General features: G+C 66.0%; 13 protein-coding genes. 8 read left to right on the forward strand and 5 right to left on the reverse strand.

Annotation, left to right across the window (positions count from 1 at the left end; all coding sequences use genetic code 11):
- Nucleotides 1-158 precede the first annotated feature (158 nt).
- The 3 genes from ACTJK4_RS01830 to ACTJK4_RS01840 all read left to right on the forward strand — a co-directional run bounded on the left by ACTJK4_RS01830 (nt 159) and on the right by ACTJK4_RS01840 (nt 2,880).
- Complete coding sequence (locus ACTJK4_RS01830; RefSeq protein WP_440815627.1) at nt 159-1,301, forward strand: RsiV family protein; 1,143 nt, start codon at nt 159-161, stop codon at nt 1,299-1,301.
- Between the two features lie 20 nt (nt 1,302-1,321).
- Nucleotides 1,322-1,783 carry a CoA-binding protein gene (locus tag ACTJK4_RS01835; protein ID WP_260803573.1) on the forward strand — a complete coding sequence of 154 codons (462 nt, stop codon included), beginning with the start codon at nt 1,322-1,324 and terminating at the stop codon, nt 1,781-1,783.
- A gap of 149 nt (nt 1,784-1,932) precedes the next feature.
- The gene (locus ACTJK4_RS01840; RefSeq protein ID WP_232041387.1) at nt 1,933-2,880 is read left to right on the forward strand and encodes an alpha/beta hydrolase; all 948 of its coding nucleotides are present in this window, start codon (nt 1,933-1,935) and stop codon (nt 2,878-2,880) included.
- Nucleotides 2,881-2,891: 11 nt separating this feature from the next.
- On the opposite strand, the gene ACTJK4_RS01845 is transcribed toward ACTJK4_RS01840, so the two are convergent.
- The 3 genes from ACTJK4_RS01845 to gstA form a co-directional block, all read right to left on the reverse strand.
- Nucleotides 2,892-3,095 carry a DUF3562 domain-containing protein gene (locus tag ACTJK4_RS01845; RefSeq protein ID WP_232041386.1) on the reverse strand — a complete coding sequence of 68 codons (204 nt, stop codon included), beginning with the start codon at nt 3,093-3,095 and terminating at the stop codon, nt 2,892-2,894.
- Between the two features lie 171 nt (nt 3,096-3,266).
- A complete protein-coding gene (gene pstS / locus ACTJK4_RS01850; RefSeq protein WP_433865718.1) occupies nt 3,267-4,328 on the reverse strand; it encodes a phosphate ABC transporter substrate-binding protein PstS in 1,062 nt (353 codons plus the stop codon).
- Between the two features lie 189 nt (nt 4,329-4,517).
- The gene (gene gstA / locus ACTJK4_RS01855; RefSeq protein ID WP_433865716.1) at nt 4,518-5,138 is read right to left on the reverse strand and encodes a glutathione transferase GstA; all 621 of its coding nucleotides are present in this window, start codon (nt 5,136-5,138) and stop codon (nt 4,518-4,520) included.
- Nucleotides 5,139-5,237: 99 nt separating this feature from the next.
- Here gstA and ACTJK4_RS01860 point away from each other — a divergent pair, with 99 nt between their 5' ends.
- A complete protein-coding gene (locus ACTJK4_RS01860; protein ID WP_232041383.1) occupies nt 5,238-6,119 on the forward strand; it encodes a LysR family transcriptional regulator in 882 nt (293 codons plus the stop codon).
- 1 nt (nt 6,120) lies between these two features.
- Here the strand turns inward: ACTJK4_RS01860 and ACTJK4_RS01865 are convergent, their stop codons facing one another.
- Nucleotides 6,121-7,050 (reverse strand): sterol desaturase family protein, encoded by a 930-nt coding sequence (locus tag ACTJK4_RS01865; RefSeq protein WP_440815633.1) that lies wholly within the window; start codon nt 7,048-7,050, stop codon nt 6,121-6,123.
- A gap of 98 nt (nt 7,051-7,148) precedes the next feature.
- Nucleotides 7,149-7,586, reverse strand: coding sequence for a hypothetical protein (locus ACTJK4_RS01870; protein WP_440815635.1), 438 nt, complete (start codon nt 7,584-7,586; stop codon nt 7,149-7,151).
- A 224-nt stretch (nt 7,587-7,810) separates the two neighbouring features.
- Between ACTJK4_RS01870 and ACTJK4_RS01875 the strand changes: the two genes are divergently transcribed.
- From ACTJK4_RS01875 to ACTJK4_RS01890, 4 genes are all read left to right on the forward strand, one after another.
- A complete protein-coding gene (locus tag ACTJK4_RS01875) occupies nt 7,811-9,613 on the forward strand; it encodes a methyl-accepting chemotaxis protein (RefSeq protein ID WP_232041380.1) in 1,803 nt (600 codons plus the stop codon).
- A gap of 122 nt (nt 9,614-9,735) precedes the next feature.
- The gene (locus ACTJK4_RS01880; protein WP_440815638.1) at nt 9,736-10,893 is read left to right on the forward strand and encodes an ATP-grasp domain-containing protein; all 1,158 of its coding nucleotides are present in this window, start codon (nt 9,736-9,738) and stop codon (nt 10,891-10,893) included.
- Nucleotides 10,890-12,029 (forward strand): hypothetical protein, encoded by a 1,140-nt coding sequence (locus tag ACTJK4_RS01885; RefSeq protein ID WP_440815640.1) that lies wholly within the window; start codon nt 10,890-10,892, stop codon nt 12,027-12,029. The genes ACTJK4_RS01880 and ACTJK4_RS01885 overlap by 4 nt, the downstream gene beginning before the upstream one ends.
- Entirely contained in the window at nt 12,026-13,054 is a 1,029-nt protein-coding gene (locus ACTJK4_RS01890; RefSeq protein ID WP_440815642.1) for a Rieske 2Fe-2S domain-containing protein, read from the forward strand. The genes ACTJK4_RS01885 and ACTJK4_RS01890 overlap by 4 nt, the downstream gene beginning before the upstream one ends.
- Nucleotide 13,055 lies beyond the last annotated feature (1 nt).

A 13,055-nucleotide genomic window follows, 5' to 3' on the forward strand; every position in this document is an offset into this window, starting at 1 on the left:
TTGGTGTGCATGCAAAAGCGCCTGGAGGGCCTGCTCAGGGAACGCCTGCTGCACCCGCACAGTCCCAGCACTTTGCCGCTTAGGCAGACGGGGCTTGGCGAAAGGCGAACCAGTGGGGTGTGTCCGAGTCTGGGGTGTCGGTTTCATAGGAGGGAGGCATGCACAGGCATGCGATGCACCATGTGTTGCAGAAGTCGGTGGGCGCGGGCGTTTTTGTTACCTTGATGGGGGCACTAGGCGCGGCTGCGGGCGCACAGGCTGGCCCCGAAGCGGCCTCAGCTCCGCCTGCAACGCCGTCGAGTGCGCCGCCCGCCTCCGCACCTGTTGCTTCTGCGCCAACCGTTCCTCTTGCAAAAACGAAAGAGCAGTCCGAGCGTCTGGCCGGCAGTTTCTGGCAGGGCGCGGTGGGAAAGGGCGCCGACAGCCCCGGCTGGAACGTGTGGTTGAACGTGTACGACCCCCCACCCAAAGCGCAGGACAAAGACAAGGATCCGGTGGCCGACACACTAACCGGCGAAGCCTACGATGACCGCCCCCAGGGCCGCGCCTTCTGGACCATCGAAGGCCGTAATGCGCCCGAGCACCGCTTCGTGTGGCGCGAACGTGCAGAAGCGCTCGATGCGGCCGGCCAATCCGTCGTGCGCGAGGGCGGCACGCTCTCCGGTGCGTTTTCGGCCGACGGCGCCACCGCTACTGGCACCTGGAGCGACGGTGGCCGCAGCCAGCCCTTCACGCTGAAGCGCGTGGCGCGCTATCAGGAGGCTACGGGCACCTCCGGCCAGGCCAAGCTGACCGAGCGCTACCCGGTGACGGGCGATGCCGCCATCGATGCGCTGATCCAATCACTGCGCGTGCGCAAGTGCGACCAATACGACACCGAATGCGTCATCCGCATCAGCGCCGTCGGCCTCGGCGACACCGTCAGCGTCTTGCGCATGGTGTGGGCCTACAGCGGCGGCGCGCATGGCAACTACAGCTTCACAGCCGGCAACTGGCGCCGCGGTGCGCAGGGCTTTCAGCCAATTGCCTTGGCCGATGTGCTGAACCCCACATCCACGTGCCTGCAGAACCTCAATACGCAGATCGTCGATGCGCTCAAGCGCGAAGGGGCGCCCGAGGCGCCGCGCGGTGCGCTCAAGGAGCGGGACCTGCGTAACGCGGCGTTTCCGTTTACGCTGCAAGGAGACCGCATCGTCGTGCACTACGGGCCGTATGAGGTCGGCCCGTATTCGTCGGGCGCCTTCCGAGCCGCCGTGCGCTTCGATGACCTGGGCGCCGCATGCAAGCGGCCCACAACCTGATTGCCTCTGCATCGCCAACCATGTCCGCCAATCCTTCCTACGCCGACGAGCAAGACACCATGCGCCGGCTGCTGTCCGGCAAGACCATCGCCGTGGTCGGCCTGTCGCCACGCCCCACGCGGCCTAGCTACGACGTGGCGCGCTATCTGCAGCAGGCCGGCTATCGCATCGTGCCCGTCAACCCCCAGCACGCGGGCGAAGACGTGCTCGGTGAGCCCTGCTACGCCTCGCTCACCGAAGCAGCGACAACCCTTGCCGCCGCCGGCCAGCGCATCGATCTGGTCGATATTTTCCGTCGCTCGGAACAAGTCCTGCCTGTCGTGCTGGAAGCCGTGACCCTGGGCGTGGGCGGCATCTGGGTGCAGCTTGGGATCGTGAATGACGAGGCAATGGCCGTCGCGCGCAACGCAGGCATTCCGGCCGTGCAAGACCGCTGCACGAAGATCGAGCACTGGCGACTCGGTATCGCCGAGCAAAAATAAGCGCTGGCCCCCCCGGCCTTTTGACCGATGCGGCGGCGCACCGGACTGACGCTTCCCTGCCGCTCGTGTGGGTTGGGGCCGGGCCCATCTGAAGGTCCATGCCGACCCGGCGCGCTACACTCTGGCGGTCATCGCATCCTGCTTACATCATGGCCGTCGATCCGCAAATCCTGCAGTTCTATCAACGCCTTGCCGAACAGTTTGGCGCCTTGCCTCCGCCTGAAGACGCCGCCGCGCAACGCGCGCGCTTCGAGGCGATTGCTGCGGTATCCGACCGCCCCGATCCTGATGGCGTTGACGTTTCGGACCTCAGCCTGCCGCTTGCGGGGCGCACGCTCGACGCCATCGTCTTTCGTCCAAAAGGCGTGACAACGCCCCGCCTGCTGGTGTGGTTCCACGGTGGTGGCTGGGTGGTTGGCGCGCCGCGCACAACGCATCGCATGCTGGCCGCGTTGGTGGCGCAAGACACCGGCTGCGCCGTGGTGAGTGTCGATTACCGCCTCGCGCCCGAGCATGCGTTTCCCACGCCGGCGGACGATGCACGCGACGCGCTCGCGTACTTGGCCGAGCAGCGCGCGGACCTCGACCTTGATCCGGACTTCCTGGCCGTGGGCGGCGACAGCGCGGGCGGCCATCTTGCGGTGCAGGCCGCGCAGGGCATGCGCCCCGGCCTTGTGAATGCGCAGCTGCTGCTGTACCCCGTCACCACGCCGGCCTTCGGCAGCGAAAGCTACAACGCGTTTGCACAGGGCCCCGGCCTCACGCGCGATGAAATGCGCTGGTACTGGGAAAAATACATCGGTGCCGAAGCACTCGCCAAGCCACTCGCCGAGCACGACCCACGCATTTTCCTGATGGCGCGCGCGCCGGCCTATACGCCGCCCGACACCGTCGTCATCGTGGCCGCGCACGACGTGCTGCGCGACGACGGCCTGCAATACGCCGACTACCTCGTGCAGCACGGCGCGCAGGTCATCACCATCGAAGCCTCCGGCATGACGCACGCCTTTGCGCGCATCCAGTTCGAGGCCGAGCGCGCACGCGAATGGATGCGCCGCGCAGCGCACGCATTCGTCGGAATGATCAGCGAGGAATAAGCAGGGCGGGGCTAACGCGTCGGCGTGCGGCGCGGGCGGAATGCGGCAAGCACCCGGCGTGTGACAAACAGCGAGAGATAGTCGTGCACGCTGGCGTCGGCCGCCAATGTGCGCATTGTCTGCATGTACTGCTCGCGGACGACATCGGCCGGTACGCCGGTGTCCTGTGCGATCTGGTGGATCTGCTCGTCCTGGTCTGCGATGGCGGTACCCATGTCTGCTTCCCGTCCTTGCTTTGGCAATGACGCGCGGGGCTGCTTGCGCGGCGAGTGACCACTATAGGAAACGCATCGGAACAATCCAGCCTTGTTGCAAAGCTTTCGGCGGGCTGCCCGTGCGGCATCAAAACGGTGCGGTTGCCGGCACAGACACCGCGCCGGCAAGGATCATTTGCTCCAGTTCGCGGGCATGCTCTGCAGGCCGATGGCGACGCCCGACGCATCCGTCACGCGCGCCAGCTCACGATACGCAATCGCCTGTACGCGCTCGGGCAGCGGCACAAACTTCGCACGCGCGGCCAGCTCGTCGCCGTGGAAGTAACCCCACGTCAGGAACTTCAGCGCGGCCAGCGTGCGCGGGCCCGATGCACTGACCGCCGGCACGACGATGAAGGTGCCCATGGTGATCGGCCATGTCTCCGCACCCGGCAGGTTGACCAGCGGCGCGGTGAAATCGCCCTTGCGGTTCCACGCGCTCTGCATCACCGCTTCGCGAAAGCCGCTCACCTGCGCGCTGACAAAGCGGCCTGCCAGGTTGCGCAACTGCACGCCGCTCAGGTCGTTGTCGAGGATGTAGTTGTAGTCGACATAGCCGATGGCGCCGGACGTGGCCTGCACCGCCTTGACCACATCGCCGCTGCCCTTTGCTGCGGTGAAGCCTGCCGGCCAGTTGATGGTCGACTTGGTGCCGTAAGTGCGTTTCCAGTCGGCGCTGACGGCACTCAGGTAGTCGGTGAAGTGGTACGTCGTGCCTGAGCCATCGGAGCGCACGACGGGATGGATTTTTAGCTTGGGCAGGGTCACGCCCGGGTTCAGCGCACGCAGTTCAGGCGCATCCCAGCTCTCGACCTTGCCGAGGAAGATCTGCGCCAGCAGTTCACCCGTCAGTTTGAGTTGTCCGCGCGGCACACCTGGCACGTTCACGAACGGCACCGCACCCGTCACCACCGACGGCACGCAGACGAGGCCGGCCTTGGCGGCCTCCGCGCTGGAGAGCGGCACGTCAGACGCACCGAAATCCACCGCGCCCGCGCGGATGCGCTTCAGGCCTTCACCTGAGCCCACCGCGTCATAGCTGAGCGTCACGCCCGACGATGCGGCATACCCCTCCGACCAGACGCGATAGACCGGCGCAGCGGCGGTCGAACCTGCACCGCGCACATCTGCGCGAGCGAGGAGGGGCAAGCCGGCAGCCGCAACGGCCACGGCGAGAACAATGTGCTTGAACATGGGAGAGCTGCGGACTGCAGAAGACGCAAAGCGTGCGATTGTAGCGACGCACCTGTGACAGCACGGCGTGCAGCCCGGATAGAGCCCATCTACAACATGGAGATGTGTTGTAAGACGTTCCGCAAACGTTAGGCGGAGTAGGGGGTGGGATCGGCGGTTTTGTTTAGGACCGCCGATCCGGGCGATCGGTCAGGCGACGGCGCTGGCCTTGACCAGGCCCTCGGCCGTCAAGGCTTCAACCACCTGCGGCCGGGCACCCACCCGCGCCATATACGCCTGCACGTTCGGATACGCGCCCATCGGCAGCGAGAGGAAGTTCGTCCAGTTCAGCACCGCAAAGGCATAGGCGTCGGCCACGCTGTAGGTGTCGGCCAGGTACGGCTGTTTGGCAAGGCGGGCATCGAGTTCGGCAAAGCGCTTGGCCAGCTTGTCCTTGGCGCCCTGGCGGGTGGCTTCGGGCGTTTCCTTGTACCAGAGCGGGCCGAAGCCTTTGTGCAGCTCGGTGCTGACAAACGTGAGCCATTCGATCACGGCCAGGCGGTGCGCACTGCCAGGCTTGCCGATCAGTGCTTGTGCCGGGTCGAGGTCGGCCACGTATTGCAGCAGCGCCGCGGCTTCGGTGTGGCGCGAGCCATCGGCCAGCTCCAGCAGAGGCACGTAACCGCGCGGTGAGATCGTGTAGAAATCCGTGCCGTCGGCGGTGAGGTGCTTGGCAAGGTCGACAGCGGTGAGGTCAAACTTCGCGCCCACTTCGCGCAGGGCGATATGCACGGCCAGCGAGCAGGCGCCGGCGGAGTAATAGAGCTTCATGGTCTTGGTCTCGTGAACGGTTGGGAAAGCCGCCAACGGCGGCGGTGACGACACTGTAGGATTGCGCCGTTGCCAATGAAATAGGCAGAACAGCAAATCATGCTTGCGCAGACGCAATACCGGCTGAGCGCAGCCGACCTTGAGATCGTACTGGCGATGGTGCGCACAGGCACGCTGGCGGGGGCCGGTGAACGGCTTGGCGTGGATGCGTCCACCGTGTTCCGCTCATTGCAGCGCATCGAGCGCGGCCTGGGCGCCACGCTGTTTGCGCGCTCCCGCACGGGCTATCTGGCGGGCGACCTGGCGCACGCGCTGGCGGAACAAGCCGAGCAGGTGGAGTCGGCGCTCGAGGTTGCGCGATCGGCGGTACATGCGGTGCCGGATCAGGTATCCGGCACCGTGCGCATCACCACCACGGACACGATCCTCGTTGGCATGGTCGCGCCCGCGTTAAAGGCGCTGCAAGCCGAGCATCCGAACCTGAGCTACGACCTTCGTGTGAGCAACGAGCTGGCCAGCCTGACCCGGCGCGATGCCGACATTGCCGTGCGGGCCACGCGGCGCCCGCCGCAGCATCTGGTGGGCAAACACATCGGGTCGATTCGCGTGGGGCTATACGTCGGGCGCGCAAGCGGCATCACCTACGCCGATGTCGAGGCGGGCCGCACGCCGTGGCTCGCCATTGACGATGCAATTCCGGATCACCCGTCAGTCAGTTGGCGCAAACGGCATTTCCCCAAGGTCATACCCACGTACTTCGTCAACAGCCTGCAGATTGCGGCCGAGATGGTCGGCATGGGCATGGGCGTCGGGATTCTGCCCGTGGTGATGGCGCAGGAGCGCAGCGATCTGGTCGCGCTGCGCGATCTGCAAGACGCCAATCAGTCGGAGCTGTGGCTGCTGACGCATCCGGAATCGCGCCACCTGCGGCGGATTGCCGTGGTGTATGGGCACCTGGCGCAGACGTTGCGTTTGCCCTGATTCAGTTGGCTGCAACGGCCGGGGCGATTGGCTGCTCTTCGGGAATGAGCGCGGCGCGGCGGCGCAAATCCTCCGTCGTGTCGCCATTGCCATCGGGCCGCCAGCCCGGTGGGCGGAACAGGTAGCCCAGCACTTCGCTGGCCGAGCGTGCGGTCTTCAGGTCTTGCCAGAGCGCGCGCCAATGTGCGAATTCGATCACCAGCAGGTTGTATGTGCGCATCGGGTGCACGAGGCCGTAGCGGCAGGGCACGTCCTTGCGCTCGGGGGTGTAGGTGCCGAACAGCCGGTCGAACACGATCAGCACGCCGCCGTAGTTGCCGTCGAGGTATTCGAGGTTGGACGCGTGATGCACGCGATGTGCCGAGGGCGTGTTCAGCACCCATTCCAGGGGCCCCAGGCGGGGGATCCACGTGGCGTGAATCCAGAACTGGTACAGCAGATTGAGCGACAGCAGCATCAGCACGATGCGCGGCGGCATGCCCAGCAGCGGTGCCAGCGCAAAGAAGGCGAGCGTGCCGGTCAACCGTCCTGTCCAGCCGAAGCGGTAGGCCGCCGACAGGTTCAGGTCATTGGGCGAATGGTGGATGGCATGCGTACACCAGAACCAGCGCACGCGGTGCGCGGCACGGTGGTACCAGTAGTAGCAGAACTCCTGGCCAAGAAAGCACGCAACCCAGCCCGTCCAGTGGTCCATCGGCAGCGTCCAGAGACGATGCTGGTAGACCCATTCCAGACCTTGCATCCAGAACGCCAGCGGCAGCAGCCAGCGCAGTGGGTACTCGCGTACGAGGAAATCCACCACCGACACGCCAGCGGCCTTCCAATCGTAGTTGGCCCAGCCTTTTCTCAATGACAGCACGACGGCCTCGGCCAGTGACGACACCAGCACGAGCACGACGGCAATCTTCAGGATGGTGAACAGCACGGCCATGGCGCAGGGCTCCCGGCTCCGTAGGAATGCCAGCGACGGTACTGCAAACGATACCGGAGCGGCAATTGGGGCCGACGCCGGGGCTTCTTACAACGTATTCATCGCCCCCAGGTGTTGTTGCAGTTGTGCAGAAAGATGTGCACGCCGCCGCTCTTGTCTTGCGCCACGCCGGCGCTGCCCCAGGGGTAGCGGGTCAGGCCACCCGGGTCTTGGCCGAGTTTGCCGGCAATCCAGCGGCGGTGGCGTTGTTCCACCACGTCGATGTCGTCGTACGAGACCGGCTGCGCCAGCTCGACGAATACGCTGACGAGCGCATCGGCTTCAAACCGCAGGCTGACGGTCACGGGCGTGGCGTCGTCCAGCGCAGCCACTGTCGCGAATTGGCAGGGGACGTCTCTGCCTTCGACGCTCACGGACCGTACAGGCCCGACTGTAAAGCGCGCGGGCAGGGCATCCGCTTTTGTCTGCGGTGTGATGCGGATGTCGGCAAGCCGGATTTCGCCGGTGGCGGGGTCGATGTGGACGGCGTCGTGCATGGGCTTCAGTTTCAGGGGAATGGATTGCCTGGGCAATCATGCGGGGCGCTTCCTTTTATAGCAGTCATCCCTTCGTGGGGGAGGGTTTCGCCGCCTCAAGTTCGCTTGCGCGGTGCCGTAGCAGCTTGGAGTGGCCCCCGACAGCCGGCAGTCGGATCTGGAGGGCGCTGCGGCAAATACCGTACGCAGTCAGATTCATGGAAAACGTTTGGCCTAGAAGAAACATGATCTCCTCTCTCCGCACCCGAATTCTCCTCATCTCGTCGGCCACCGTGGTTGGTGCCCTGGCGCTGTCCGGCGCCGCCACGTATTCCATCGTGCGTTCGAACACGATGGAATCGATCGATCAGAATCTTGCCGCCATCACCAGCGCCAACACGCTCGTCATCGACAAATGGGTGGCGGCCAAAGCGCGTGCTGTAAAGACGACGGCGGACGTCGTCGAACATGGCGACCCGCGCGGCCTGGTCAAGCACATGGGCGATGCGGACGGCTTTCCCATCACCACCATTGGTTGGACTGACAAATCGTTCCTGTCCACCAGCAGCACCACCCCCAAGGACTACGACCCCACCGTCCGCCCTTGGTACAAGGAAGCCATTGCCGCTGGCAAGCTGCTCGTCACGAAGCCCTACGGTGATGTGTCTACGGGCGTGAAGTACGTCTCGTTCTCTGCCCCGCTGATGCGCAATGGCGAAGCCACCGGCGCTGTGAGCGGTGCCGTGCCGCTGGACCGTGTACGCGACGTGGTGGCCGCTGTGCACCCGACGCCGTCGAGCCTGGCGTTTGTCGTGGCCAAGGACGGGCAAGTCATCGCCCACCCCGACGCCAAGCTGATGCTCAAGCCGGTGTCCGATGTGTCGGCGGCGCTCAATGCCGATGTGCTGGCATCGCTTGCCAAAGCCAATGCTCCGCTGGAAGTGGAGCTTGCAGGCGCGCCGAAGCTGCTGAAGGCCCAGGCCGTGCAGGGCACCGACTGGAGCCTGGTGATCGCGCTGGACAAAGCCGAGGCCACCGCGGGTTTGCGCAGTGTCGTACGTGCCCTGGCCGTCGCCATCGTGCTGCTGACGCTGGCGGCGCTGGGCATTGCCGCATTCTTCACGTCGCAGTCGTTCCGCCGCCTGTCGCAGGTGCGTGATGCGATGGACACCATCGGCTCCGGCGGCGGCGACCTGACGCACCGCCTGCCTGTGGTCGGTAACGATGAAGTCGCGCAGATCAGCGCGTCGTTCAACACGTTCATCGACAAGATCGGCGAAGTGCTGCTGGACGTGCGCGCCAGCGTCGACAGCATGAAATCCGCTACCGGCGAGATCGAAGCGGGCAACCGTGATCTGTCCAACCGCACCGAGGTCTCCGCCAGCAACCTGCAGGAAACCTCTGCCGCGTTGACCGAACTGACGACCAGCGTGAAGAACTCCGCCGATGCGGCCGTGCAGGCCACGCGGCTGGCCAGCGATGCAAGCGATGCCGCCACGCGCGGCGGCGAGGTGGTCTCCAGCGCCGTCAGCACGATGGACGAAATCGCCAAGTCGTCGGCGCGTATTACCGAGATCATCGGCGTGATCGACAGCATCGCGTTCCAGACCAACATCCTCGCGCTGAACGCCGCAGTGGAAGCCGCTCGGGCCGGCGAGAACGGCCGCGGCTTTGCCGTGGTGGCCGGCGAGGTGCGCACGCTGGCGCAACGCAGCGCCACGGCCGCCCGCGAAATCAAAGACCTGATCCAGGCATCGGAAGCCAGCGTGAAGACCGGCGCGCAACGCGTGCAGGCCGCCGGCGCCACGATGCAGGAAATCGTGCAGGGCATCGAGCGTGTCGCGCGCATCATCGGCGAGATCGACGGCGCGATGCACGAGCAGAGCACCGGTATCAGCCAGATCGATCGCAGCGTGGCCGAGATGGACCAGGCCACGCAGCAGAACGCCGCACTGGTGGAGCAGTCGACGGCCGCATCGTCGATGCTTAACGAGCAAGCGCAGGGGCTGGCACGCACAGTGGGCCTGTTCAAGCTGCGCGGCGTCTGACGCACCGTACCCCTCTTCAACGCGCCCGGGCCGGGTGCCCCTTTGCCTAGAATGGAGCCCCGGCAACTTCCCCGCGCCCCTCGCTTTCGGCGGACGTTGCCTGACCTCAACGCTCCGCCTGCATGCCCAATGTGCTGATCCTTGGTGGCCGCGCGCCGGTGGCGCTCGACCACGCCCGCCGCTTTGCCCACCAGGGGTGGACGGTCTGCATTGCCGACAGCATTCCGTGCCAGATCAGCGGCGCTTCCAAGGCGGTTTCGGCCAGCTTTCGCATTGCATCGCCGCGCCATGCGCCCGCGCAGTTTGCGGCCGACCTGGCACGCATCGTGCACGAACGTTCCATCGATCTGCTGGTGCCGACGTGCGAAGAAGTGTTCTTCGTATCGCGCTACCGGCATCACTTGCCGACCCACGTGCGGGTGCTGGCCGAAGACTTCGACAAGCTGCGCGCGGTGCACAGCAAATGGACGTTCCTTGAACTCGCGCAGGATTGCGGGGCCGATGTACCGGTCTCCGCGCGGGTGCGTACGTTGGACGAAGCGCGCGCCTGGGCAGCCGGCCGCGCGGTTGTGCTCAAGCCCGAGTTCTCGCGCTTTGGCGTGCATGTGCGCCTGTACCGCGACGGCATTCCCGATGATGGGCCGCCGCTGGCCGACCTCGGCGCCTGGGTGGTGCAGACGTTGGTGGCGGGCCAGGAGTTCTGCTCGTATAGCGTGGCCGATCGCGGTCGGCTTGTAGCCCATGCGCTGTATCGCCCCGACTGGCGCATGTCGACCAGCGCGAGCTTCTACTTCGCGCCCGCACGCATCGATGCGGTACGCAATTTCGTTGCCAACTTCGCGCGCAAGCTTGACTTCACGGGGCAGCTCTCGTTCGACTGGATCCAGCAGGCCGATGGCCGCGTGAGCCCGCTCGAATGCAACCCGCGCGCCACCAGCGGGTGCCACCTGTTCGGCCTGGACGATGCGTTGCCCGCCGCGCTGGCCGGCACGCTCGACGGCTGCGTCGAACCGTCGCCCGGTGTGCCGCGCATGGCGGCTGCGGTGATGGCATCGGCAGGGCTGTTCGATGCGTTGCGCCACGGCACGCTGCGCCAATGGCGCCACGACTGGCACGCTGCCACCGACGTCATCGCCACACCAGGCGACCGCCGCCCGCTGTGGGGCGGCGTGTGCGATCTCGCCGCCTATGCGCGCGTGGCCATCGCCCAGCGTTGCAACATGCGCGAAGCCGCCACGCAAGACATCGAGTGGGACGGTCAGGAGTTGCCCGAGGTATGAATGCGCCCGGCGCCGTGCCCCATGCGTGCTTTGCCGACAAGGCCGGCGCGTTCCTGCACGTGCATCGCGGGCAGGTGTCGATGCCGTTCGTTGCCAATCTGGTGACGCAGGTCGATGTGGTGGAGGCTGGTGGTCTGCCGCTGCCCGTGACCATCAACGGCAGTGAGGATCGCGCCGGCCATGGCGAGAACGCCTGGGTCTGCTCGCCCATCACGACATACGGCCGCTATGCGTCGGAAGAGTCCGAGCGTCTGATGCCGCGCATGGTGCGGCCGCTGCTGCGTGGCGCCATCGGCTTGGCCGACGCGTGGATGCGGCGTGCGCAGTTGGATCGCGCGGTGGTTGTCAACAACTGGCTCGTCAGTACGAACCTGTATCCATCGGCAGCGGGCTTCGATCTGGATGCGCTGGCGCGCACGTGCCGCGAGCGTTGGCCGGACCGCGCGATCTGGCTGCGTTCACTCAATACGATCCAGCATGCCGACTGGCTACGCGCTGCCACCGCTGCCGGCTTCGATTTGATCCCCACGCGGCAGGTCTATCTGTTCCGGCACCTGCAGCGTGCTTCGCGCACGTCGGAACTGCGTCGCGATCTGCGGCGGGATCTCAAGCTGCTCGACGCGACCCCGCTGACGTTCGTGCCGCACGACGGCTTTACCGATGCCGATTTCGCCCAGGCCGAGCAGCTGTATGCGCAGCTCTATCTCGACAAATATTCCGCGCTGAATCCGCGTTACACGGCAGCGTTCCTGCGCGCATGGCACGCAGCGCGGCTGCTGGAGTGCGCAGGCTTTCGCGATGCGCATGGCGTGCTGCGCGCGGTGGTTGGCGTGTTTGGGCAAGGACCGTTGCTGACTGCACCCATCGTCGGCTACGACACGACGTGGCCCCAGCAAGCAGGGCTGTATCGCCTGCTGATGGCGCACGTGCTGCGGCTGACCATCACACGCGATGCCGAGCTGAACCTGAGCGCCGGCGCCGCGCACTTCAAGCGCCTGCGCGGCGGCCTGCCGGCCATCGAGATGAGCGCCGTCTATTGCAGGCATCTGCCACCCGCCACGCGCTGTGCCATTGCTGTGCTGCGTGCTCTCACCACCCGGATCGGCGTGCCGATCATGCAACGCTTTCAGTTATGACCGCCTGGAACGCCACGCTGCTGCGCGGTTGGTACCCCGTTGCCGAGGCGCATCGCCTGCGCGACAAGCCGATGCGCGTGACCCTGTTTGGCCGCGCGGTGGTGCTCGCACGGCTGCCCTCGGGCGGACTGCTTGCGCTCGATGACCGCTGCCCGCATCGGCATGTGCCGTTATCCGACGGCCAGCTCGTTGGCGAAACACTGCAGTGCAAGTACCACGGCTGGACGTTCGGCGCCGATGGCCGTTGCACGGCCATGCCGGGCATGTGCCCAGACGCCGCCGTGCCCGCCGTGCAAGTGAATGCCTGGCAGGCGTTCGAGCACGACGGGCTGATCTGGATGAGCGCGCGGCCGCCGGGTGAAGCTGCGCCTGCTGCCTTGCCCGTATTCCTGAATCGGTTACCGGCGGGGAGCCGCCGCTTTCTTTGGAGCACGCTGTGGCAGGCGCGCCCGGCCGATGCGCTGGAGAATTTTCTTGATCCGCTGCACACGCATCTCGTGCATCCGGGCCTCGTGCGCAGCCACGGCGCGCGCCAGCCGATGACGGTGACCATCACTCAATCTTCAGATGGCCTGCAGGTCGACTACGCCGGCCAGGCGCAGCAAAGCGGCCTGCTGTACCGCCTGTTCGAATCGCCCCGCACGATGGAGCGTGCGCATTTCGCTATCGCCGCCCCGGCCACCGCCCAGCTCGAATACCGCTACGCCAACGGTAGTGCGCTGTATTTCACGCTGCACTTCACACCCGAAGACGAGATGCGCACGCGCCTGTTCGCCACGCTGCATGTGGAAAACCGCTGGGCGCCGGCCTGGGCCGTGCGTTGGTTCGTCTGGCCGTTCCTGTATCGGGTGGCGGAGCAGGACCGCCGCATTGTTGAAGCGCAGGCTGCCAACGGGGCACGATTTGGCCGGCAGGACGGCATTTCCACCGAACTCGATCTCGTGCGGCCGATGCTGGATGCGGTGTGGATGCCGGGCGGCAACCCCGTCGAGGCGAGCGAGCGGGTGATGCAGATGTGGCTGTAGC

It is taken from the genome of Ralstonia sp. 22111 (genome assembly GCF_052045895.1).
Lineage (GTDB): Bacteria > Pseudomonadota > Gammaproteobacteria > Burkholderiales > Burkholderiaceae > Ralstonia > Ralstonia wenshanensis.